This is a genomic window from Burkholderia sp. HI2714 (assembly GCF_002223085.1).
Lineage (GTDB): Bacteria > Pseudomonadota > Gammaproteobacteria > Burkholderiales > Burkholderiaceae > Burkholderia > Burkholderia lata_D.
In genome coordinates, this window is the sequence record NZ_NKFM01000029.1 from 82,975 (window position 1) to 106,055 (window position 23,081).

Below are 23,081 nucleotides of genomic sequence, written 5' to 3' on the forward strand. Positions count from 1 at the left end.
ACTTACTTCTTCTTGCTGAACATCAGCAGGATCGAGTCCCAGATACGCCCGAAGATACCCGCTTCCGGCACGGCCTGCAGCGCGACGACCGGGAATTCCGACAGCGTCTTGCCGTCGGCGACGATCTTCACGGTGCCGACCTGCTGGCCTTCCGCGAGCGGCGCGATCAGCGGCGCGTTGACGTCGACTTCCGTCTTGATCTTGTCGCCGAGGCCGCGCGGCACGGTCGCCCACTGGTCGGCCTTCACGCCGACCTGCACGGTGTTGTCCTTGCCCTTGTAGATGCGCGGCGTCGACATCGCCTGGCCGCCCTTGAACAGGCGCACCGAGTCGAACGCGCTGTAGCCGTAGTTCAGCATCTTCATGCTGTCCTGCGTGCGCTCGCCTTCCTTCTGCTCGCCCATCATCACCGACACCAGGCGGCGCTGGCCGTCCACGCCCGGAATCGCGCGCTTCGCCGACGCGATCAGGCAGTAGCCGGCCGCTTGCGTATGGCCCGTCTTCAGGCCGTCGACCGTCGGGTCGAGCCACAGCAGGCGGTTGCGGTTGCCCTGGCGGATGTTGTTGTACTTGAATTCCTTCTCCGAGAAGATGCCGTAGTACTGCGGAAAATCGCGGATCAGGTGCGCGGACAGCTTCGCGAGGTCGCCGGCCGTCGTGTAGTGGTTCGGGTCGGGCATGCCGTTCACGTCGGCGAAGTGCGTGCCCTTCATGCCGAGGCGCTGCGCCTCGTCGTTCATCAGCGTGACGAACTGCCCTTCGCTGCCGCCGACGAGTTCGGCCAGCGCGATCGCGGCGTCGTTGCCCGACTGGATGATCATCCCGTACACGAGGTCGTGCACCGACACCGGCTTGTTCGCCTCGATGAACATGCGCGACTCGTCGCGGCCGACGCGGCGCACGGCTTCGCTCGGCGTGACGATCTGCTCCATCGAGATCTTCTTCTTGTCGAGCGCCTCGAACACGAGGTACGCCGTCATCAGCTTCGTCAGCGACGCAGGCTCGACGCGTTCATCGGCATTGCCCGATGCGAGCACCGTGTTGCTGGTCGCATCGACGAGCACCCACGAGCGCGCATTCACGCCCGGCGGCGGCACCGCGCCCGGCATGTAGGTCGCGGGCGCGCCGGTGAACTGCTCGGTGGCGGCCGGCGCCGCATGCGCGGCCTTGGCCTTGGCGGCCGGCTTCGCCTCGGCGACGACGATCGTCGATGCGAGCGCAACGGGCAGCATCACGCCGAGCGCGACGTTGCGCGCGGCGGTGCCGAAGGCGATGGAGGAAGCGAGGGACTTGAGGCCTTGGGGAGACAGACGCATGATCGATTCAGGCTGATGGCAGAAAGTGCGGTGCGAAACGCGCAGGGTTGAACGGCAAGGCGGCGGGCGTTTCGGGCACTCGCCCGACATCGTCGGGCGACGCGAAACGCGCCGGTTGGACTCGTGCGGACGCGTTCGGTTCGCGGCCGTCACGAGCGGGCGGAAGGCGGCGAAACGAGCGCCGCAATGGGCCCAGCCGGGCCGCGGGCGACGCGGAATCCGGCCATTATACGTGGCCGCGCAGGGCGTTTTCGCGAACCTGGCGCCGGACAGTTGCACATCCGCATCGGACGCGAGGTGACGGCAAGCGGCCCGTCATCGCACGCGAAGGTGGGCGAAAGGCATGCGCAGGCGGGGTGGAAATCGAATCGCGCCGCACGGTGCGGCGCGATGTCGCGGGGGGAGAAAGCGCGCCTCGGGCGAGGGCCGGAGGTCACGTGCAAGAAGCGACGCAGGCTGCCGGCGTCATGCCGGCACCCCCACGGAGGCTAGCGCCACGCGTCGACGATGATGCGCTTCAGCACGTGCAGCTTGCGATGCAGGAAATGCTCGGCGCCGGGGATCACGACGACCGGCAGTTCCTGCGGCCGCGCCCAGTCGTACACGGAAGCGATCGGCACCGTGTCGTCGGTTTCGCCGTGGATCACGAGCGTGTTCTCGGGCACGTCGGCCACCTGCCAGCGGCTCGCGGCCGTGCCGACGAACACCATCCGCTCGATCGTCTCGCCCGCATCGCGCAGGCGCTTCGCGACGTGCGACAGCACGAAGGTGCCGAACGAGAAACCCGCGAGCACGAGCGGCAGGTCCGCATACGCGGGCTGCGCGCGCATGTGCGCGAGCACCGCGAGCAGGTCGTCGGCTTCGCCGGTGCCGTTGTCGTGCACGCCTTCGGTCGCGCCGACGCCGCGGAAGTTCGACCGGAACACGACGTAGTTCAGCTGCACGAGCGTGCGCGCCAGTGTTTGCGCGACCTTGTTGTCCATCGTGCCGCCGAACAGCGGATGCGGATGCGCGACGAGCGCGATGCCGCGCGGCGCGGCGCCGCTTTCGCGCACGGCGTCGGGGAGGTCGACGGCGATTTCGATCTGCCCGACCGGGCCCGCGATCAGCGACTTCTGCGTATGAACGTTCATTCGGCCGGCCCGCTCAGATCTTCAGGCGGTCGACGACCTTGCCGTCGCGCAGGTGCGATTCGACGATCTCGTCGATGTCGGCCTGGTCGACGTACGTGTACCACGTGCCCTCCGGATACACGACCATCACGGGCCCTTCCTCGCAGCGGTCGAGGCAGCCGGCCTTGTTGATGCGAACCTTGCCGGGCCCCGCGAGGCCGAGTTCCTTCACGCGCTTTTTCGCGTATTCCTGCATGGTCTGCGCGTCGCATTGCGCGCAGCTCGGGCGTTCGGCGCCCGGTTCGCGCTGGTTCAGGCAGAAGAAGACGTGGTGCTGGTAGTAGGAATCCATGATGGTGACGAGCGGCCCGGCGCGAGGCCGTGCGGAAAGAGGAGCGGTTGCCGCTGCGCGGGGCAACGGAGGATGCGGACGATTATAGCGAGCGGCACGTGTCGCTGCCCGCGATAGCACCCCGGCCGCGCCGATGCCCCCGCGTCACCGGCGCAACGCTGCCGGCAGCCATGCGTGCTCGACGCGCTGGCCGAGCCAGATCAGCGCCGCGTAGGGCCAGATCCACGCGAGCCAGCGCGCGAGGCTGTTGAAGTGCACGTAGCGGCCCTGCCGCCAGCCCGACAGCGTGAAGTCGAAGAACGGATTGACCGGCAGCAGGTTCACGAGCGCCACGCCGGCCAGCAGCGCGAGCGCCGCAAGCGTCGCGCGCCAGGTCGCCGGCACGTGCAGCGCGACGAGCGCGGCCGCGAAACCGAGCTCGATCCCGAGCCGCGCGCCGGGCGTCGCCCATACGACGACGAGGCCGGTGGCCGACTGCATGAACGTCGCCGCCGCCTTCAGCACGAGCGTCGCGACGACGAGCGCGATCAGGAGCCGGATGCGCGGCGCGCGCGGCCGCATCGCGAGCGACGCGATCGTCAGCGCGGCGAACAGCATCAGCCCGCCGAGCGCGGCCTCCCACGCGGAGTCGGACAGCCAGCCGTCGACGCGCTCCGGCCATTCGCCCACGCGCCACGCGGCCGGCAGCCACGCGAGCAGCGCGTCCTGCATCGACGCGTCGGCGCGCTCCCACAGCGCGGCCGGCCAGTCGCCGATGCCGAACAGGAACGGTGACGGAAACAGGATCGCGAACGGCCACAGCCCGGCGAGCAGCAGCGGCGTCGCGCCGTCGTCCTCGAACCACGCGAAGCGCAGCCGGCGCAGCGCGCCGCGATCGAGCAGCGCACCGGTGGCCGGCGCGACGAGCGCGGCGCCCAGCAGCGCGCCGAGCGCGTTGGCCGCGAGATCGAGATTCGACGCGACGCGCGTCGGCAGGTAGGTTTGCAGCGCCTCCATCGCGCCCGACAGCAGCACGCCGAGCCCGGCCGCGATCAGCGTCGCGGCCACGCCGCGCCAGCGCGGGTGCAGCGCGAGCACGGCGAGCGCGCCGAACGGCATGTAGCCGAGCACGTTCGTGACCACGTCGAATGCGGTCACGTAGCGCTGCATCGGCGCGAACAGGTAGTCGAACGGCCCGATGCCGAGCGACATCCATCCCGCGAACGGATACAGCGATGCGTAGACGATGAGGGCCGCGTAAGCGGCAAAGGCCTGCCGCGCGAGCGGCGATGCACGCGGGGTGCCGGTCGCGCTCATCGCGGCTGCGCGGCACGCGTCACGGCGTGCCCGCGTACGCCTGCATGCCGACCCACGCGGCGATCTGCGACACGAGCTCGTCGCTCGCCGTCGCAAGCGCGCGGGCGCCGCCCGCCGCGTCCGGCGTGCTGGACGGCGCGCGTGAAACGAACGTGCGCTGGCCGAGCACCTTGCCGTCCAGCATCAGCGTCGCGCGCGCGGTGACGGCGCCGTGGCTCTGCGACTGGCCGTCGAACACCTGCTCGAATTCGTTCAGGTCGACCTTGAGCGTCGGCGCGCGCACGCCGTCGGATCCTTCGAGCACCGTGCCGCGCGACGACAATGCCCCGCGCAGCCGCTGCGTGAGCAGTTGCGCGGGCGGCGCGGTCCAGCGGCTGTCGCGATAGACGGCCACGTGCTGCGCGTCCACGTATGCGAGGCGGTAGGCGAACTTGTCGGAGTCGAGCGCGTCGGGTGCCGCGACGTCGAGCACCTTCAGCGCGGGGCCCGGGCCTGCGGTCACGACCGACGTGGCCGGCCCGAGGTCGTAGCGGACATTCGACAGCACCGCGCTGTTGCCGGCGCAGCCGGCCGCGAGCGCCAGCGTCAGCACGGCAAGCGCGGCCGCGGCGGGACGCAGCGCGCGGTCAAGGATTCGTGGCATGGCGTGTTCCTGCATGATGTTTCCGGTTTCGATGGGTGTCACTGCCCGGCCGTCGCACCCGGCCAGACGAAGCCCGGCTCGCCGGGCCCCGGCGCCGCGCCGGGCGAACCGAACAACAGACTGCGCGGATTGCGGCCAAGTTCACCGGCCACGTCCTTCAATTGCCGCGAGGCGTCGCCGACGCTGCCGGCGAGCGCGTTGAAACGCGGCAGCGTGTCGTACTGCACGCGCGTGTTGAGACCGTTCAGCGCGACGCTGATCTGCTCGGCCGCCGTGCCGGCCTTGTTCAGGTTCGACACGAGCGGCCCGTTCGGCTGCAGCAGCGTGTTCGCCGACGCCATCGCGCGGTTCACCTCGTGCATCGTTTCCGGCAGCGCGGTGACCGCCGGGCCGAGCTGCTTCGTCAGCGTGGCGGCGCCATCGGCCGCGTGCTGCAGGCTTTCGGCGGTCGCGCGCAACTGCTCGCGCATCTCGGGCGACATCAGCGCATTCGCGCTCTTCGCGGCCATTTCGAGCTGCCGCAGCAGCACGTCGCCGCGCTCCTGGATCTGGTCGAACAGGCTCGGCCGCATCGGGATCTGCGCGATCGCCTTCGGCGACGACGGCAGCGGCGCCAGGTCGCGGCCCGTGTCCTCGAGCTGCACGAACGCGATGCCCGTCACGCCCTGGAAGCCGAGGCTGCCGTAGGTCGACTGCGTGATCGGCGCGTCGTGATCGACGAGGATCCGGATCCGGATCTGGCCTGGGTGCGTGCGATCGAAACCGATCGACTGCACCTTGCCGACGTCGAGGCCGCGAAAGCGCACGGCCGCGTCCGGGAACAGGCCCGTCACGTTGGTCCGCGCGAGCAGGTCGTACGGCACGCGCACGGTGCGGTCGACGTTGAACCAGAACACGGTGCCCGCGATCGCGAGCGTCAGCGCGATCGTGAACAGGCCGGCCCAGAACGCATGTGATTTGTTTTCCATTCGCGGGTTCCTTGCTTCTACAGCTCGACGCTCGACAGCGCCGGTTCGAGGGCCGCCTTCGGCAGCTTCGCGCGCCGCTCGGGCGGCAGCGCCTGCAATGCGCGGCGCCCGCGCAGCCCCAGGAAATATTCGTGGATGAACGGATGGTCGACGTTCGCGGCCTCCTCGACCGGCGCGGCGACCAGCACCTTGCGGTCGGCCAGCACCGCGACGCGCGTCGACAGCGCGACCATCGTGTCGAGATCGTGCGTCACCATCACGACGGTCAGCCCGAGCGTGCGGTGCAGCGTCGCGATCAGCTCGACGAATTCGTCCGACGCCTGCGGGTCGAGGCCGGCCGTCGGCTCGTCGAGGAACAGCAGCTCGGGCTCGAGCGCGATCGCGCGCGCGATGCCCACCCGCTTGACCATCCCGCCCGACAGCGCGGCCGGCATCTTCGACGCGTGCTTGCAAGGCAGCCCGACCATCTCGAGCTTCAGCATCACGATGTCGTGCAGCAGGTCCGGCGGCACGCGGCCGAGCTCGCGCAGCGGCTGCGCGACGTTGTCGAACACCGTCATCGACGAGAACAGCGCGCCCTGCTGGAACAGCATCCCGGAGCGCGTGCGCATCATCCGCGCGCTCGCGTCGTCGATCGTCGCCGTGTCCTCGCCGAATACCTTGATCGTGCCCGACGTCGGCCGCTCGAGGCCGAGGATCTGCCGCACGAGCGTGGTCTTGCCGGAGCCCGAACCGCCGACGATCGACACGATCTCGCCGCGCCGCACGTCGAAGTCGAGCTTCTGGTGAATGATGTTGCGCCCGTAGCGCTTGGTCAGGTTGCGGACCTCGATCACGAAGTCGCCATCATCGGCCGCCGCGCCCGGCCGGTTGCCGACCGACCCGGCGCCGATGGCCGCGGCATGCGCGGTCGTTTCGTTCGATGCGTTCATCCGAGCCCCACGTTCTGGAACAGGATCGCGAACACCGCATCGGCGAGGATCACGACCGTGATCGACGTCACGACCGACGTGGTCGTGCCTTCGCCGAGGCTCTGCGAGTTCGCCTTGATCCGGAAGCCGAAATGGCAGGCGACCAGCGCGATCAGCATGCCGAACACGACACCCTTGCCGACCCCGATGTACAGGTTCGCGATCGGCACGACGCCCGGCAGCGAGCGCACGAAATAGTTGACGTCGATGCCGAGCACGAGCTTCGCGGCGAGCGCGCCGCCCGTCAGCGCGATGATGTTGGTCCACATCACGAGCAGCGGCATCGCAATGCCGAGCGCGAGCACACGCGGCAGGATCAGCCGCAGCCCGTGCGGGATGCCCATCACGCGCATCGCGTCGAGCTCCTCGGTCACGCGCATCACGCCGATCTGCGCGGTGATCGCCGAGCCCGAGCGGCCCGCGACGAGAATCGCCGACAGCACCGGGCCGAGCTCGCGGATCACCGACAGCCCGAGGATGTTCACGATGTAGCGGTTCGCGCCGAACATCTGCAGCTGCTGCGCGGACAGGTAGCTGAGCACGATGCCGATCAGGAACGCGACGAGCGCGGTGATCGGCAGTGCCTGCGCGCCGGCGCTGTAGATGTTCGCCGAGGTTTCCTTCCACGGCATCGTCTTCGGACGGCGCAGCACCGACAGTGCATCGAGGATCACGAGGCCGAACATCGCGATGCCGCCCTGCAGGTGTTCGCCGAACGCGAACAGCATGAAGCCGAAGCGCGCGATCGGGCCGTAGCGCACCACGCGCTCGGGCGCCTCGCGCGCGCTGTCGAGCCGCTCGATGCGCTCGAAGATCGTGCGCTGCGTGGCGCTCAGCGCGACGCCGGCCGGCAGCTTGCGGCCCCACACGCGCCACAGCGCCTGGCCGCCGACGTGGTCGAGCCGCTCGATGCCGGACAGATCCCATTCGCTCACGCGCCCGGACGCGATGCTCGCGACACGGCGCGCCACCGCGCCGCGATTGCGTGCAAGCGCGAGCGCGGTCCACTGGCCGTACAGGCGCACCGTCTGGCCCTGGCCGCCGGCGTCGACCGACAGGCCGGGAGGAGTCTCGAAGTCCAAGGGCAGGTTGTTTGCAAAAAGGTGACAGCGGCCATTGTAGCGAACCGCCCGATGACGCGACGTGAGGATTTCCGTGGGGCGCCCAGCCGGGGGCGGCTGCCCGGACACGCCCGCCCCGGGTGCGCGTGGCAGCCGCCGCCCCCTGCCCGTTACCGGCTTCGTCACCTTTCATTCTTCCGTCACGATTCCTTTCGATACTCTCACGCGCCGCACATCAGGCCGTCGGCGCCCCGCGCCGCCATGCGTTGCGACCCTCGCATTCCATAAAACAGAACACCGAACAGGACAACCGATGCGTCTCCCCCTGCTTTCCCGCCGTCGCGTGCCGGCCATCGCCGCGCTCGCCAGCCTCGCCTTCATCCTCGCCGCCTGTGGCGGCGACGACGTCACCGCCACGCCGCCGTCGCAGCCCGAGGCCCAGGCGCCCGTCGGCACGACGGCCACGCTCGCGCTGCTCGAGACGACCGACCTGCACACCAACGTGCTGTCGTACGACTATTTCAAGCTCGCCGCCGACAATTCGCTCGGCTTCGAGCGCGTGTCGACGCTGATCGCGCAGGCGCGCAAGCAGTACCCGAACACGCTGCTGCTCGACAACGGCGACACGATCCAGGGCACCGCGCTGTCGGACTATCAGGCGCTCGTGAAGCCGGTCGGCTGCGACCAGACGCTCGCGATCTACAAGGTGATGAACGCGGCGAAATTCGACGGCGGCGGGATCGGCAACCACGAATTCAACTACGGGCTGCCGTACCTGTCGCAGGTGACCGGCAACACGTTCGAAGTCGACGGCCTGCCGGCGCCGGCCCAGCAGAAGAAGTGCGCGGGCCCGAACTTCCCGCAGGTGCTCGCGAACGTGATCAGCGCGAAGACCAACGCACCGCTGTTCACGCCGTACACGATCCTGACCCGCACCGTGACCGCGACGACGCCGGACGGCAAGACGGTCAGCGCGCCCGTGAAGATCGGCATCATCGGCTTCACGCCGCCCGCGATCATGAGCTGGGACAAGCGCTGGCTCGACGGCAAGGTCTACACGACCGGGCTGAAGGAAGCCGCCGAGAAGTACATTCCGGAGATGCGCGCGAAGGGCGCCGATCTCGTCGTCGCGATCTCGCACGGCGGCCTCGACAATTCCGCGTATTCGCCGACGATGGAGAACGGCAGCTGGTGGCTGTCGAAGGTGACCGGCATCGACGCGATGCTGATCGGCCACTCGCACCAGGTGTTCCCGGACGCGAACAGCACCGTGTCGCAGTTCAATCTGCCGGGCGTCGACAAGGTCAAGGGCACCGTCAACGGCGTGCCGACCGTGATGGCCAACTACTGGGGCAAGCACCTCGGCGTGATCAAGCTCGGCCTGAAGTTCGACGGCAAGACGTGGAGCGTCGACAAGTCGCAGACCACCGTCGAGGCGCGACCGATCCAGAACGCCGACAAGAGCTACGTCGCGGCCGATCCGTCCGTGTCCGCCGCGATCGCCGCCGAGCACCAGGCGACGATCGACTACGTGAAGACGCCGATCGGCTCGACCGACTACCGGATGAACTCGTACTTCGCCGATGTCGGCGACCCGGGTGCGATCCAGATCGTCAACGAGGCGCAGGCCGACTACGTGAAGACCTACGTGCAGGCGAACCTGCCGCAATACGCGTCGCTGCCGGTGCTGTCGGTCAGCGCGCCGTTCAAGAGCGGCTTCGGCGGCGGCACCGACTACACCGACGTCGCGCCGGGTGCGCTCGCGATCAACAACGCGGCCGACCTGTACCTGTACCCGAACACCGTGTACGCGGTGAAGGTGAGCGGCGCCGACGTGAAGAACTGGCTCGAAACGGCCGCGAAGCGCTTCAACCGCATCGACCCCACCAAGGCGACCGTGCAGCCGCTCGTCAGCACGTTCCCCGGCTACAACTTCGACATGTTCACGTCGGCCGATCTCGCGTATGAAATCGACGTCACGCAGCCGGTCGGCAGCCGGATCAGGAACCTGACGTACAAGGGGGCGGCGATCGACCCGAACGCGCAGTTCATCGTCGCGACCAACAACTACCGCGCGAGCGGCGGCGGCAACTTCCCGGGCCTCGACGGCAGCAAGACGATCTTCGCGTCGCCGGATGCGAACCGCGACGTGCTGATCGCGTTCATCAAGAAGCGCGGCGCGATCACGCGCACGGCCGACGGCGCGCAGCGCAGCTGGCGCTTCACGAAGCTCGCGAGCTCGGTCGCGCACGTGCAGTTCGCGTCCGCGCCGAACCGCCTCGGCGACGCGGCGGCGGCCGGCCTGACCGGCATCACGCAGGTCGCGGCCGACGACGGCTCGGGCAAGAACCTCGCCACCTACGAAATCGACCTCACGCAATGAGACCCGCGATGCAACCGATCCGGACGATGCGGCCGGCCGAAACCGGCCTCGCCGCCGCCGCGCGGCGCCTGCTGCGCGCGAAACTCCCGCCGGCCGCGCTGCTCGCGGCGGCGGCCGTGACCGTCGCGGCCGTCGTCGCGGCGACCGGCCTGCGCGGCGCCGGCCCCGCGCCGAGCGCCGCGCAGCTCGACGAGTGGCAGGCGATGGTCACCCAGGCCACCGAGCCGCATGCGCTCGCGCAGTTGCGCACGCTGGCGCGCCGCGGCTCGGGCGACGCGCAGGCGGCGCTCGGCATCGCGCTCGTCGACGCGCGCGAACCGGGGCTGCGCGACGAGGGACGCGGCTGGCTGGAAACGGCCGCGGCGGCAGACAGCAAGGCCGACGCGCCGGCCGCCCGGCGCGCGCAGCTCGCGCTCGGCAAGGCGTTGCTGCTCGGCAGCAGCGACATGCCGAAGGACTACGCACGCGCCCGCACGCTGCTCGGCGAAGCGGCCGCGCAGGGCGACCCGGCCGCCGCGTATTACCTCGGGCTGATCTATCGCAGCGGCTACGGCGTCGCCGCCGATCCCGTGCAGGCCGCGCACTGGTTCGACGCCGCGTCGCGCGCGGACATCCCGGCCGCGGACTTCATGCTCGCGAACGCGTACCGCGAAGGCAGCGGCGTGCCGCGCGACGAGGCGCGCGCGCTGGCGCTGTATCGCCGCGCCGCCGAGCACGAACTGCCGGAAGCCGTGCAGACGCTCGCGATGGCCTATCGCAACGGCGAACTCGGGCTCAAGCCCGACGCGGACGAGTTCCACGCGCAGTGGATCGAGACCGCGCACGCGCTGAAGCACCCGGTCGTCGCGCCGTAACGGTTCGTCCGCACGCACCGGCATCACGCTGGCTGCATGACGCGCATGCCCCGACGCCCCGCGCATCGATTGCCCGACAACGGAATCGATCGGGGGCGCGGGCGTACGCGCCTGTTGCATTGCCGCCATCCGGCTGCTCCACGTCGATCGTTCGACACGCGGCAATGCATTAACATGCAGCCTCACAATAAAACCTGAGAGAACTGCATCCATGTCCCATCGCCTTTCCAGGCTTGGTGCCGCTGCCGTCGGCGCCGTCGCCCTCGTCATTGCCGGCGCACCGCTCACCGCACTCGCCGCGCCGCCCGCCCAGCCCGACATCTTCAACGCCGCGCTTTGCAAGCCGCCGTTCACGTCGGATCTGATGGACTCGATCTACAACACCGCCAAGGCAGCCGATCCGAAACCGGACGAGTCGATGCTGGGTGCCGCGGTCTATCGCCTGCCGGAGCCGATCCACCGCGACGGCTTCACGACGCAGCAGGTCGTGTTCGTCAGTACCGGGATCGGCGTGCTCGTGGACGGCGAGGTGGCCGATCAGCTCGCGAAACGCTACCAGCTCACCCTCGAGAAGGGCCACCTGCTGGGTGCGTCGTCCGTCGGCTATTCGCGCCGGCTGACGGTCCGTGGCCCGGGCGGCGCGCTGATCCTCGTGTCGGCCCGCCAGGGCCCGGCGCTGAAGGGCAAGACGCTGCTGGCCTGCGAAATGACGTCCGAGGAGGACATCAAGGCGCTGGAGCGGATGGAAAAGCATTGAGCGGTGCGGCGCTGCGGCGCCGCTCGCGTGCAGGCGGCCGGCGCGCTGCCCTGCCAGTCGCGCGCGTCGCCCGACGCGCGCCAGCGCCCCCTGTCGCTACAATAGGCGCCATGAACGCCCCCACCTCCTCCGACACGCCCGATTCCGGCGACGCGCACATCGCGCGCAACCGGCTCGAGGCGCACCTGGACGCCGCGCCGCGTGCGTGGCCGCTCGACATCGTCGCCGCCACCGGCTCGACCAACGCCGACGTCGCCACCCGGCTCAAGGCGCTGCCGCGCAACGCGAACGCGTTGCCCGCGCCACTCGTGCGCGTCGCGTTCGAGCAGACGGCCGGCCGCGGCCGGCAGGGCCGCCCATGGTTCGCGCAGCCCGGCAATGCGCTGCTGTGCTCGGTCGGCTGCATCGTGCCGCGCCCCGTCGAAGCACTCGGCGGCCTCAGCATCGCGATCGGCGTTGCGCTCGCCGAAGGGCTGGCCGCGCTGCCGCTCGACGCCCATACGCGCGTCGCGCTCAAATGGCCGAACGACCTGCTGCTGACCGCCACCGACGACGGCACGCCGCGCATCGTCGGCAAGCTCGCCGGGATCCTGATCGAAACCGCGTGGACCAGCGCCGACGCCACCGCCGTCGTGATCGGCTTCGGCATCAACGTGCGCGGCGCGGAGGCCGTCGCCGCGCAGGTCGACGCGCTGCGCGCGCGCGAAGCGACGCTCGCGAGCGGGCTGCCGCCCGCCGCGCTGTCGATCGCGTGCGCATCGGCCAATCTCACCGATACGCTTGCCGCGTCGCTGAACGCACTCACGCCCGCGCTCGCGCAGTTCGGCGCCGAAGGGCTCGCGCCGTTCCTGCCGCGCTGGCACGCGCTGCACGCGTACGCGGGGCGCGAAGTCGTGCTGCTCGAACAGGGCGTCGAACGCGTGCGCGGCATCGCGACGGGCATCGACGCGACCGGCCAGCTGCTGCTCGATACGCCGGACGGCGTGCAGGCGATCGCCGCCGGCGACGTGTCGCTGCGCGAAGCGCAATGAACGAGCCACACCTGCTGATCGACGCCGGCAACAGCCGGATCAAGTGGGCGCTCGCCGATGCGCAGCGCACGCTCGTCGAGACGGGCGCGTTCGGCCACACACGCGACGGCGGCACCGATCCCGACTGGTCGGCCCTGCCGCGTCCGCGCGGCGCGTGGATCTCGAACGTCGCGGGCGCCGACGTGGCCGCCCGGCTCGACGCGCTGCTCGATGCACGCTGGCCGGGCCTGCCGCGCACGACGATACGCTCGCGTCACACGCAATGCGGCGTGACGAACGGCTATACGACGCCCGACCAGCTCGGCAGCGACCGCTGGGCCGGCCTGATCGGCGCGCACGCGGCGTTTCCGGGCGAGCACCTGCTGATCGCGACGTTCGGCACCGCGACGACGCTCGAGGCGCTGCGCGCGGACGGCCGCTTCACGGGCGGCCTGATCGCACCGGGCTGGGCGCTGATGATGCGCGCGCTCGGCACGCACACCGCGCAGTTGCCGACGCTGACCACCGACATCGCGAGCGGCCTGCTCGCGGGTGCGCAGGCCGAACCGTTCCAGGTCGATACGCCGCGCTCGCTGTCGGCCGGCTGCCTGTACGCGCAGGCCGGGCTGATCGAACGCGCGTGGCGCGATCTCGCCGATGCATGGCAGGCGCCCGTGCGGCTCGTGCTGGCCGGCGGCGCGGCGGACGATGTCGCGCGTGCGCTGACGCTTCCGCATACGCGGCACGATGCATTGATCCTGTCCGGACTTGCGCTGATCGCCGCGGCAGCGGCAGAGGCGCAGGCGTGACGGGAAGCGCCGGCATCGCGCCGGCGCACGGCAACGCGCGCCCATGCGGGCCGGCGTCACGATGACGGTGAAGAACGGGCCGCGCCATGACGGCAGCCCGCAAGCACGGTCAACGGAAGGAATGAGAAGGAACGAAATAGCCGGCCATGCGGCCGGCCCGATTGAATGACGTGAACCACGTCAAATGACGACGAGGAGTGTCGACGATGCTGCGCTGGCTGATCGCTGTTCTCTTTCTCGCCAACATGCTTGCGTTCGTGGTGACGCGCGGCGTGTTCGGGCCGCTGCCGGCAGCCGGCCCGCGCGAACCGGGCGTGCTGGCGCGGCAGGTACGGCCCGATGCGCTGCGCGTAACGCCGCTCGCACAGGCCACCGACCAGCCCGTCATCGGCAGCCCGATCGCGCCGCCGGCCGTCACGGCCGAGCCGCTCGCGGCGTCCGCGCCCTGACCGAGCCGGGCCGCGCTCAGGACTGCTGCGCGCGCACCTTCTTCAGCAACGCGGTGGTCGAGCGATCGTGCTCGAACGGAATCGCCAGCGCCCGGCCACCCCAGCCGCGCACCAGCGCCGATTCCGGCAACGCATCCATGTCGTAGTCGCCACCTTTCACGAGGATGTCCGGCCGGACGGCCTCGATCAGCGACACGGGCGTCTTTTCCTCGAACGTCACGACCCAGTCGACGCTTTCCAGCGCCGCGAGCAGCGCCGCACGGTCTTCCTCGCGATTGATCGGCCGGTCGTCGCCCTTGCCGAGCATGCGTACCGACGCGTCGCTGTTCACGCCGACGATCAGGCATGCGCCGAGCGCTTTCGCGTCGGCGAGATACGTGACGTGGCCGCGGTGCAGGATGTCGAATACGCCGTTGGTGAACACGACGGGCGACGGCAGCGACGCGCGCAGGGCGACGAGGGCATCACGGGTGATCAGCTTGCGTTCGAAGGTGGCGGACATGATGGAAGTCGGACGGAATGGGCAACGGCGCACGCGGCGGCGGCGGCAGATAAAAAGCCCGCCGGACTGACCGGGCGGGCTTCATGCAACCGGTGCGACATCGGGCAACGCGGCCGGCGGGATTCACGCCGGCTGCGGCGCCAACCGGCCTCAGGCCGGCTGCGCGGCCGACGACGGGCCGCTTTCGGCCTGCAGGCGGCCGGTGACTTCCTTGCGGTAGCGGTTCAGCTCCTGTGCGGTCGCGAACGTGCGCTCGAACAGGATCGACAGGTTGTGCAGGATCCGCTCGACCACCTTCTTTTCCCACTCGCCGTCGAAACGGATCTGCTCGTCGAGCCAGCGCTCGAGCCATTCCGGATCGGGCAGGCGCGACTGCACGGTGTCGCGCGGGAACAGCGCCTGGTTCACGTGCAGGTTGGTCGGGTGCAGCGGCTTCTCGGTGCGGCGCGCCGACGCCATCAGCACGCCGATCTTCGCGAACGCGGCACGTGCGACGTCGCCGCAGTTGTTCAGCGCCTTCTTCATGTAGCGCAGGTACGCGCCGCCGTGGCGTGCTTCATCGCGCGAGATCGTTTCGTAGATCTGCTTGATGACCGGCTCGGTGTGCCAGTCGGCCGCGCAACGGTACCAGTGGTTCAGGCGGATCTCGCCGCAGAAGTGCAGCATCAGCGTCTCGAGCGGCGGCGCCGGGTCGAACTGGAAGCGCACCGCGTGCAGTTCCTCTTCGGTCGGCACCATTTCCGGCTTGAAGCGGCGCAGGTATTCCATCAGCACGAGCGAATGCTTCTGCTCTTCGAAGAACCACACGCTCATGAACGCGGAAAAGTCGCTGTCGTGCTGGTTGTCGCGCAGGAACATTTCCGTCGCGGGCAGCGCCGACCATTCGGTGATCGCGTTCATCTTGATCGTCTTCGCCTGCTCGTCGGTAAGCAGCGAAGCGTCGAACTTGTCCCACGGAATGTCCTTCTCCATGTCCCAGCGGACGGCTTCGAGCGATCGGTAAAGTTCCGGATAAAGCATCGTGTTCATGATGGTCCCACCCCTGTTCTGCGCAATGCGACTTCTCTAAACGTGACTGTTGCCGCGCAAGCACGCCCGAGCGCGCTTTTTGCAGCCAAGACTGTAATTTTACGCGGGAAACCGACCCGCCGGACGGTGATTCCTCGTCCGGCAGCCGGGCGGCCGCGCCGCCGCCGTTGCGGCATGCCGCAGCCACGCTCCGCGAACGGAACCGGCTGCACGCTTGCCTGAGTGGGGGCCGGCGCTGGCCGGCTCGTTGGCGCGCCCGTCCCCTGCCCCAGGCGGGTTCCCCGAAAGGTCCCGTGCGGATGCCGGATCGGCGGGCTGCTCGATATGGTGTATACGGCGGCGGCCATGATATCACGCGTACATGACGGTTCCGAGACGCCTGCCCTGTCGTGCGCCGCCAATCCCGGTGCGGCGATCGGTCGCGGCCGACCGTCGCGAAAACGCAACCTTACATTGTCCTGCAAGCATCAGACCCGTATTTCGCCGGTCGCGAGGCCGTCTTCCGGCGGCATGCCGGCGGCCGGCGCGCTGCCGCCGTCCGCCCGCGCGATCCACCCGGCCAGCGTGTCGCGCTGCGCGCGCCCGTCGCGATAGCCGAGCTCGATCAGTTCACGCGTAAAAGCCTCCTCGAACAGCAGGTAACTCGCGAACGACGCGCCGGCCGGCTGGCTGCCGCCGATCGCGCCGAGCAGCCCGCGCATCGTCGCCGGCATCTGCTTCAGGTGCTTCGCGGCGATCAGCTCGATGCGCTCGGACGGCGCGATCGCGAGCACGTCGACGTGCCGCCAGCCGCTGTCCATCTCGACCTGGTGCGGCAGGTGCTCGATCATCCGGTTGATGTGCTCGATGCGCTCGATGTCCGAGCCGATCGAGTCGAGGAACACGCTCGCGAGCACCTGCTGGCCGATCTGCGCGGGCGTCGGGTAGCCGCGTACCAGCCCCGCGCCGTTCGCGGCCGGAATCTCGGGCCGCGGGTCGGCCGCGCCGACCACGACGATCCGGTCGGCGCCGAAGTGGATCGCGGGCGACAGCGGTGCGATCTGCCGGATCGACCCGTCGCCGAAGTATTCGATCTGCCCGTCGAGCACGAGCGGCACGGCCGGGAACACGAACGGAATCGCCGACGACGCGAGCAGGTGCGACGCCGACAGGTCGACCAGCCGCGCGGTGCGCTGCGCGCGCCGCCACGCCTGGATCGGCTGGGCCGCCTGGTAGAACGTGAGATGCCGCCCGCTCGAATAGCTGAGCGCCGTCACCGCGAGCGCGTGCAGCAGGCGCGCCTCGAGCATCTGTTCGATCCGGTGGAAACTCAACTCGCGCTGCAGCAGGTGCGCGAGCGGCGCGTTGTCGAGCAGCCCGCGCGGCGAACGGCGGGCCGCCCAGCCGAAGGTCATCGCCGCGAGCCAGCGCGCGCCGGCGGCCGCGATGCCGAGCCAGTCGGTGCGGTACACGTAATCCGCGCGCAACGGCTCCCAGAATTCGAGCAGGCGCCGCACGCCGTGGGAAAAATCGTCCGCGTGGCTCGCGATCGACGTCGCGTTGATCGCGCCGGCCGACGAGCCGCACACGACCGCGAACGGCAGCGTGTGCCGCTGCGGATCGGCTTCGCGCGCGATCTCGGCCAGCGCCTTCAGCACGCCGACCTGATAGGCGGCACGTGCGCCGCCTCCCATCAGAACGAGCGCGAGCCGCATGATCGACCTGCTACCTGCGCCGCGTCACGTTGAGCGCTTCGGCGGACGGGTTTCGGGCGACGATGCGGCTGCCGCGCGCGCCGCGGCCGAACCGGCCGCACCGGCCGACTTCGCGCGCTTCGCGGCAGGCTTGCGCGGCGCGGCGGCGGCCGGTGCAGGCTTCGCGGCCGGCTCCGGCGCAGCGGCCGCGTCCGGCGGCGCATCGCCCGGCGCCGTGGGCTGCATGCCCGGCTGCGCCATCGCGAGGCTCGCGAGCTGATTGAACTGCGACTGCAGCAGGTTCCACCAGCCCGATGGGTCGAAGGCCTGCTGCGCGGCGTCGCCCGACGCTGCCTCCGACGCGTCGGCATCCGGTGCCGGCGGTGCGTCGTTCGACGCCCCCGACGCGTGTTTCGCCGCATGCGCGGCCGCGACGGCCGCTTCCTCGGCCGCCGACATCGAGCTCTGCGCGAACGCGCCGAACGCACGCAGCGTCGCGAGCGTCGCGCGCTGCACCTCGAGCGCCTGGATCGCGGACTGCAGCATCCCGAGATTGAGCTTCAGCCACTGCTCGACCGCGCGCAGATCGGTGATCCGCTTGTCGAGTTCCTCGACGCTCGTGAGCGGCGCCATCATGTCGGACATGCTCGACAGCGACGGCGGCAGCCCTTGCGTGGCGCCCGGGAACGACGTCATCCCGCCGAACGGCGACATCCGCATCATGTCCCACATCCGGTCCATCATGTCGGCGGGCTTGAAGCCGGCAAAGCCGGCGAAAGGGTTGGAGCCGGAGGCATCGGTCGTCATACGGGCATCCTGGTTGACTGGGTGAGAGCGAGGCGGCCGCCATGCGTCGCGCGAGCCGCGCCTGGATCGATCATAGCGCCAGCGCGTGTCAGAACGGCGCGTCGCCGGGAAACTCGGGCGGGCGCCGCTCGCGCAGCGAGCGGATGCCTTCCTGCACGTCGGGCCCCGAAAAACCCATGAATTCGAGCGCCAGCGACGTATCGAAGGTCGGCCCGGCCGTACGCAGCCAGTTGTTCAATGCGTACTTGGTCCAGCGGATCGCCGACTGCGAACCGTGCGCGAGCCGCTCGGCCACTTCGTAGGCCTTCGGCAGCAGGTCGGCCGGCTCGACCGCGAGCGACACCAGCCCGATCCGCTCGGCCTCCTCGCCGCTCACCGGCTCGCACAGCATCAGGTAGTACTTCGCCTTCGCCATCCCGCACAGCAGCGGCCACACGATCGCCGCATGGTCGCCGGCCGCGACGCCGAGCCGCGTGTGGCCGTCGATGATGCGCGCATCCTTCGCGGCGATCGAGATGTCGGCGAGCAGCCCGGCGACGAGCCCCGCGCCGACGGCCGGGCCATGCATCGCCGACACGATCGGCTTGCTGCAGTTGATCACGTTGTAGACGAGGTCGCGCGCCTCGCGCCACACGCGGGCGCGCACGTCGAAGTCGTTCGCCATGTCCTCGACGAGCGCGAGGTCGCCGCCCGCCGAGAAGCCCTTGCCTTCGCCGCGAATGACCGCGACGCGCGTATCGGGATCGCGGTCGACGTCGCGCCAGATGTCGGCGAGCTCGCGATGCATTCGTGCGTTCGCGGTCGCGAGGCCGCTGCGGTTCGCACCCTCGCCGCTCATCACGATATCGAGCACGCCATGGTCGCGGCGCGTCACCTTCAATGCTTCGTAACCGCCGTACGCGGCGAGATTGGCCATGCGCTGCTCCTTGCCCGAGGTTCTCGAACCCCTGAATCGAGTGTAGCCAAGCCCGCGCGGGCAAACATCAGGCGAAACCCGGCGCGCGGGCCGGGCCCGGGTTTCGCGAAAGCGGAGCGCTGCGTGCTCCGCGTGACTTACGCCGCGCCGTCGGGCGGCGCGACCGACTGCTCGATCGCGCCGAAGATCGACTTGCCGGCCGTGTCGAACATCTCGATGCGCACGGTGTCGCCGTAGCGCATGAATTCCGTCTGCGGCGCACCGTGCTCGATCGTCTCGAGGCAGCGCTTCTCGGCGATGCAGCAGTAGCCGCGCTTCGCGTCCTTGTTCGACACCGTGCCCGAGCCGACGATCGAGCCGGCGCGCAGGTTGCGCGTCTTCGCTGCGTGCGCAATCAGCTGGCCGAAGTGGAACACCATGTCGGTGCCCGCATCGGGCTGGCCGACCTTCTTGCCGTTCCAGTGGACGATCATCGGCCGGTGCACGCGGCCTTCGCGCCATTCGTCGCCGAGCTCGTCGGGCGTCACGGCGACCGGCGCGAACGCGGTGGCCGGCTTGCTCTGGAAGAAGCCGAAGCCCTTCGCGAGCTCCGCCGGAATCAGGTTGCGCAGCGACACGTCGTTCACCAGCGTGACGAGCCGCACGGCCTTCAGCGCTTCGTCGGGCGTCGCGCTCATCCGCACGTCGCCCGTGATCACCGCGACTTCCGCCTCGAAATCGATGCCCCATTCCTCGGACGGGCACACGACGTCGTCGCGGGCCCCAAGAAAATCGTCGCTGCCGCCCTGGTACATCAGCGGGTCGGTCCAGAATTCGGGCGGCATCTCCGCGCCGCGCGCGCGGCGCACGAGCTCGACGTGGTTCACGTACGCGGAGCCGTCGGCCCACTGGAACGCGCGCGGCAGCGGTGCCATGCAGTTGGCCGGATCGAACGCGAAGGAATTGCGCGCGCGACCATGGTTCAGCGCGTCGTACAGGTCGCGCAGCTGCGGCGCGTAGAACGCCCAGTCGTCGAGGACGCGCTGCAGCGTCGGCGCGATCGCGTCGGCGATCGCCGCGGTGTGCAGGTCGCGCGACACGACGATCAGCTGGCCGTCGCGCGTGCCGTCCTTCAGCGAAGCAAGTTTCATAGGGGGACTCTGGCGTTGTAGTGACGATGGAGGGAATCTATTTTACGATGGTGAATCCCTGCGGCGCGCGGCGATCGTGCGCGCTGTTTTCGCCCCGATTCCTTTCGCCTTTTCGCGCACCTGCCGCCCATGCCCGCCAGCCCGCTTCCCGACGACGATCTCGCCGACTCCGACACCGACGACGCTGCTTCCGGCGAGCACGGCGAGAAGGTCCGTTCCGGCATCCAGTCGATCGAGGTCGGCTTCCGCCTGCTCGACGTGCTGACGAGCGAGCCGCGCGCGATGATGCTGCGCGACCTCGCGCAGCGCGCGGGCATGAGTCCTGCGAAGGCGCACCGTTACCTGGTCAGCTTCTCGCGGCTCGGCGTGGTGTCGCAGGACCCCGTCTCGGGCCGCTACGAGCTCGGCGGCTTCGCGCTGCAGATGGGGCTCGCGCGGCTCGCACGCGTCGACGGCGTGAAGCTCGCCCGGATCGCGCTGACCGAATTCCGCGATCGGCTCGACCAGACGGTCGGCATCGCCGTGTGGGGCAACCAGGGGCCGACGATCGTGCACTGGATGGAATCGAGCCACCCGGCGAAGGCGTCGCTGAAGCTCGGCGACGTGATGCCGCTGCTCGGCTCCGCGACGGGGCTGCTGTTCGCCGCGTACCTGCCGCGCAGCAAGACCGCCGCGATGCTCGAGCGCGAACTCGCCGATACGCGCCGCTCGCCGCACCACGGCGGCCCGCGCACGCTCGACGAGGTCGACGCGGTGCTCGCCGACGTGCGCCGGCACGAGGCCGCGCGCGTCGAGGGGATGCTGCTGCCGACGATCCACGCGTTCTGCATGCCCGTGTTCGATGCGGTCGGCGAACTCGCGCTCGCGATCGTCGCGCTCGGCCAGGAAGGCTCGTTCGACATTGCATGGGGCGGCGAGATCGACACCGCGCTGCGCGCCTGCGCGCAGAAACTGTCTTACGAACTCGGCTATAGTCCCGACGCGCGCGACGCCTGACGCATCCGGCACCTGCCCCCCGGCACCTGCCCGCCAAGCAGCGCGAACGCGCGGCGCATTCGGCAGTCCGATTCCTGTGGCGCGCGCTGCGCGCCCGACGTCACGCGAACGCCCGATCCTGTTCCGATACCCATGCAGCCTGCCGACACCCGCCCGAGTCACGCCTTGCCCCGCCACTGGCTGCGCGTGGGCATTGCGCTCGTCATCGTGCTGGTGCTGCACGCGCTCGCCGCGTTCTGGCTGATGCGCAACCGCGATGCGTTCACGCCGCCCCCACCCGCCGAAGTCCCCGTGCAGATCGAGCTGCTGAAACCGCAACCGATCGAGCGCCAGCCCGCGCCGCCTGCGCCGAAGCCGGTCGAGCAGCCGGCCGCGCCCGCACCGGCGGCCCCGAAGGCCGCCGCACCGAAACCCGCGCCTGAGCCAGTCCTCACGTCGACGCAAACGGCCGAGCACGGCGAGCCGCCGGCCGCCGCGTCCGCGGCAAGTGGCGTGCCGGCCGCATCGGGCGCACATGCCGCGTCGGCTGCCGGCGCCGCCAGCGCCGCGACGCCGGGCCCCGCGACGAACGGCGTGAAGTTCATCGCGCCGCCGTCCGGCGATCTCCAGTACGACACGTTCTACAACGGCATGCAGAACATGATCGGGACGATCCACTGGCGCACCGACGGGCACACCTACGATCTGTCGGTGTCGATGCCCGTGCCGTTCGTCGGCCCGTTCACCTATCGCAGCGAAGGCCGCATCGACGCGTTCGGCGTCGCACCCGACCGCTACGTCGAGAAGCGCGGCAAACGGCCGGAAGACATCGCGATCTTCAACCGCGAGATCCGGCAGGTCGTGTTCACCCGCACGCCGAACAACGCGCCGCTGCCCGACGGCGTGCAGGACCGCTTCAGCATGCTGATGCAGCTGTCGGGGCTCGTGCGCGGCAATCCGTCCGCGTACAAGCCGGGCGTCACGCAGCAGTTCTTCGTGATCGACAACAACAGCGGCGAAACCTGGCCGATCACCGTGATCGGCGACGAGCAGGTGCAGACGCAGGCCGGCATCATCGGGGCGCGGCACTTCATGCGCCTGCCGCGGCGCGACGGCGACACGCGCCGCATCGACATGTGGCTCGCACCGTCGCTCGGCTGGCTGCCCGCGCGGCTCGTGCAGACCGAACCGAACGGCGCGCAGATCGAGCTGTTGTGGCATGGCCGGCTCGCGGCGCCGGGCGCGCCGTCCGACGAAGCACCCGCAAGCGGCGCAACGCATGCACCCGCCGGTGCACCGACACCCGACGCATCGGCCGCTCCCGCCGCGGAACCGGCACAACCCGCGCCGCCGGCCACCGTGCAACCGCCGGCACAACCGGCTGCACCGCCCGCGCCCTCGCCTGTCACATCGCCTGTCACACAGTGAACTCGCGCGCGAACGCACGCGATTCGGCAATTTCGACCGATTACAGATTTCCGTGAAATGGCCGATGACACTCTTTAACAACTATTTCCGTCCACCGGCAGACAATGGGAAACGTTTCATAGACATCGGCTTCTAACCGATACACCCCATGCAGACGGGAACGGGGTGTGCAGCGCAAGCCCCTTGAAACCGGCAAGGCTCGCCCCACCTAGGGGACAACAAGGCCAGATGCCACTGCGAAGAGGAGTGCCGCCATGCAAATGATCTACAACAGCCCCAACTACTGCGTCGTCGAATTTGCGCCGCAGGCCGGCCACCACCTGATGAATGCCGGCGGATATGAAATCGTCGACAAGAACGCGCAGCGCGAAATCTTCATCGACGGCGAACTTGCCGAACGATTCCGCGCGCACGTGAAGCAGTTGATCGAGGATGAACCGTCGCTCGATGAAGTCGACGAATTCCTCGGACAATTCGACAGCCTGATGATGATGCCCGTCGTTCTGCACTGACGACCGCGGCCCGGCGCCTCGTGCGCCCGGGCCATTCGCCGCGCATCGACGCGGCGCCGCGAGCACTCCCATCCTGCCCCCGCCCGGTTCGCCGGCGGGGGTTTTTCATTTGGCGGCCCGGGCGGCGC

The 23,081-nt window shown here is 69.7% G+C and carries 23 protein-coding genes; 9 read left to right on the top strand and 14 right to left on the bottom strand.

The annotated features are described in order from the left end of the window. Nucleotides 1-2 precede the first annotated feature (2 nt). The 8 genes from CFB82_RS16140 to CFB82_RS16175 all read right to left on the bottom strand — a co-directional run bounded on the left by CFB82_RS16140 (nt 3) and on the right by CFB82_RS16175 (nt 7,740). The gene (locus CFB82_RS16140) at nt 3-1,316 is read right to left on the bottom strand and encodes a D-alanyl-D-alanine carboxypeptidase family protein (RefSeq protein ID WP_069248964.1); all 1,314 of its coding nucleotides are present in this window, start codon (nt 1,314-1,316) and stop codon (nt 3-5) included. A gap of 488 nt (nt 1,317-1,804) precedes the next feature. Continuing rightward, on the bottom strand, nt 1,805-2,449 hold the full coding sequence (locus CFB82_RS16145) for an alpha/beta hydrolase (protein WP_034198940.1): 645 nt from the start codon (nt 2,447-2,449) through the stop codon (nt 1,805-1,807). Between the two features lie 13 nt (nt 2,450-2,462). Further along, on the bottom strand, nt 2,463-2,780 hold the full coding sequence (locus CFB82_RS16150) for a (2Fe-2S) ferredoxin domain-containing protein (RefSeq protein WP_011694422.1): 318 nt from the start codon (nt 2,778-2,780) through the stop codon (nt 2,463-2,465). Between the two features lie 144 nt (nt 2,781-2,924). Then, nucleotides 2,925-4,076 carry a VanZ family protein gene (locus CFB82_RS16155; protein ID WP_089446506.1) on the bottom strand — a complete coding sequence of 384 codons (1,152 nt, stop codon included), beginning with the start codon at nt 4,074-4,076 and terminating at the stop codon, nt 2,925-2,927. A gap of 19 nt (nt 4,077-4,095) precedes the next feature. Further along, nucleotides 4,096-4,734, bottom strand: coding sequence for an ABC-type transport auxiliary lipoprotein family protein (locus CFB82_RS16160; RefSeq protein ID WP_441300174.1), 639 nt, complete (start codon nt 4,732-4,734; stop codon nt 4,096-4,098). Nucleotides 4,735-4,757: 23 nt separating this feature from the next. Further along, the gene (locus CFB82_RS16165; protein ID WP_069248966.1) at nt 4,758-5,687 is read right to left on the bottom strand and encodes an MlaD family protein; all 930 of its coding nucleotides are present in this window, start codon (nt 5,685-5,687) and stop codon (nt 4,758-4,760) included. Nucleotides 5,688-5,704: 17 nt separating this feature from the next. Beyond that, nucleotides 5,705-6,619, bottom strand: coding sequence for an ABC transporter ATP-binding protein (locus CFB82_RS16170; protein WP_069248967.1), 915 nt, complete (start codon nt 6,617-6,619; stop codon nt 5,705-5,707). Then, nucleotides 6,616-7,740, bottom strand: coding sequence for an MlaE family ABC transporter permease (locus CFB82_RS16175; protein ID WP_089484643.1), 1,125 nt, complete (start codon nt 7,738-7,740; stop codon nt 6,616-6,618). Before CFB82_RS16175 ends, CFB82_RS16170 begins: the two co-directional genes overlap by 4 nt. A gap of 292 nt (nt 7,741-8,032) precedes the next feature. On the opposite strand from CFB82_RS16175, the gene CFB82_RS16180 reads away from it, so the two are divergent. From CFB82_RS16180 to CFB82_RS16205, 6 genes are all read left to right on the top strand, one after another. Further along, complete coding sequence (locus CFB82_RS16180; protein WP_089484644.1) at nt 8,033-10,102, top strand: bifunctional 2',3'-cyclic-nucleotide 2'-phosphodiesterase/3'-nucleotidase; 2,070 nt, start codon at nt 8,033-8,035, stop codon at nt 10,100-10,102. Nucleotides 10,103-10,110: 8 nt separating this feature from the next. Beyond that, the gene (locus CFB82_RS16185; protein WP_089484645.1) at nt 10,111-10,956 is read left to right on the top strand and encodes a tetratricopeptide repeat protein; all 846 of its coding nucleotides are present in this window, start codon (nt 10,111-10,113) and stop codon (nt 10,954-10,956) included. A 211-nt stretch (nt 10,957-11,167) separates the two neighbouring features. Continuing rightward, nucleotides 11,168-11,713 (top strand): hypothetical protein, encoded by a 546-nt coding sequence (locus tag CFB82_RS16190; protein WP_089446510.1) that lies wholly within the window; start codon nt 11,168-11,170, stop codon nt 11,711-11,713. A 110-nt stretch (nt 11,714-11,823) separates the two neighbouring features. Further along, on the top strand, nt 11,824-12,744 hold the full coding sequence (locus tag CFB82_RS16195) for a biotin--[acetyl-CoA-carboxylase] ligase (RefSeq protein WP_069248972.1): 921 nt from the start codon (nt 11,824-11,826) through the stop codon (nt 12,742-12,744). After that, a complete protein-coding gene (locus tag CFB82_RS16200; RefSeq protein ID WP_069248973.1) occupies nt 12,741-13,532 on the top strand; it encodes a type III pantothenate kinase in 792 nt (263 codons plus the stop codon). Before CFB82_RS16195 ends, CFB82_RS16200 begins: the two co-directional genes overlap by 4 nt. A 206-nt stretch (nt 13,533-13,738) precedes the next feature. Next, nucleotides 13,739-13,981, top strand: coding sequence for a hypothetical protein (locus CFB82_RS16205; RefSeq protein WP_069249376.1), 243 nt, complete (start codon nt 13,739-13,741; stop codon nt 13,979-13,981). A gap of 16 nt (nt 13,982-13,997) precedes the next feature. On the opposite strand, the gene rfaE2 is transcribed toward CFB82_RS16205, so the two are convergent. From rfaE2 to CFB82_RS16240, 6 genes are all read right to left on the bottom strand, one after another. Next, nucleotides 13,998-14,483: a D-glycero-beta-D-manno-heptose 1-phosphate adenylyltransferase gene (gene rfaE2 / locus CFB82_RS16210; RefSeq protein ID WP_069248974.1), complete on the bottom strand. Its 486-nt coding sequence runs from the start codon at nt 14,481-14,483 to the stop codon at nt 13,998-14,000. A 150-nt stretch (nt 14,484-14,633) separates the two neighbouring features. Next, nucleotides 14,634-15,512 carry a diiron oxygenase gene (locus tag CFB82_RS16215; protein WP_011353352.1) on the bottom strand — a complete coding sequence of 293 codons (879 nt, stop codon included), beginning with the start codon at nt 15,510-15,512 and terminating at the stop codon, nt 14,634-14,636. A gap of 467 nt (nt 15,513-15,979) precedes the next feature. Next, nucleotides 15,980-17,206 (bottom strand): patatin-like phospholipase family protein, encoded by a 1,227-nt coding sequence (locus CFB82_RS16225; RefSeq protein ID WP_069248975.1) that lies wholly within the window; start codon nt 17,204-17,206, stop codon nt 15,980-15,982. Between the two features lie 24 nt (nt 17,207-17,230). Continuing rightward, nucleotides 17,231-17,992, bottom strand: coding sequence for a PhaM family polyhydroxyalkanoate granule multifunctional regulatory protein (locus CFB82_RS16230; protein WP_069248976.1), 762 nt, complete (start codon nt 17,990-17,992; stop codon nt 17,231-17,233). A gap of 88 nt (nt 17,993-18,080) precedes the next feature. After that, nucleotides 18,081-18,908, bottom strand: coding sequence for an enoyl-CoA hydratase/isomerase family protein (locus tag CFB82_RS16235; RefSeq protein WP_069248977.1), 828 nt, complete (start codon nt 18,906-18,908; stop codon nt 18,081-18,083). Nucleotides 18,909-19,045: 137 nt separating this feature from the next. After that, nucleotides 19,046-20,038: a fumarylacetoacetate hydrolase family protein gene (locus CFB82_RS16240; RefSeq protein WP_069248978.1), complete on the bottom strand. Its 993-nt coding sequence runs from the start codon at nt 20,036-20,038 to the stop codon at nt 19,046-19,048. Nucleotides 20,039-20,167: 129 nt separating this feature from the next. On the opposite strand from CFB82_RS16240, the gene CFB82_RS16245 reads away from it, so the two are divergent. From CFB82_RS16245 to CFB82_RS16260, 3 genes are all read left to right on the top strand, one after another. Further along, nucleotides 20,168-21,034, top strand: a complete 867-nt coding sequence (locus CFB82_RS16245) for an IclR family transcriptional regulator (protein ID WP_011353357.1) — start codon at nt 20,168-20,170, stop codon at nt 21,032-21,034. A gap of 132 nt (nt 21,035-21,166) precedes the next feature. Next, a complete protein-coding gene (locus tag CFB82_RS16250; protein WP_179255409.1) occupies nt 21,167-22,441 on the top strand; it encodes a DUF3108 domain-containing protein in 1,275 nt (424 codons plus the stop codon). 254 nt (nt 22,442-22,695) lie between these two features. After that, a complete protein-coding gene (locus CFB82_RS16260) occupies nt 22,696-22,953 on the top strand; it encodes a BTH_I0359 family protein (RefSeq protein WP_006477667.1) in 258 nt (85 codons plus the stop codon). Nucleotides 22,954-23,081 lie beyond the last annotated feature (128 nt).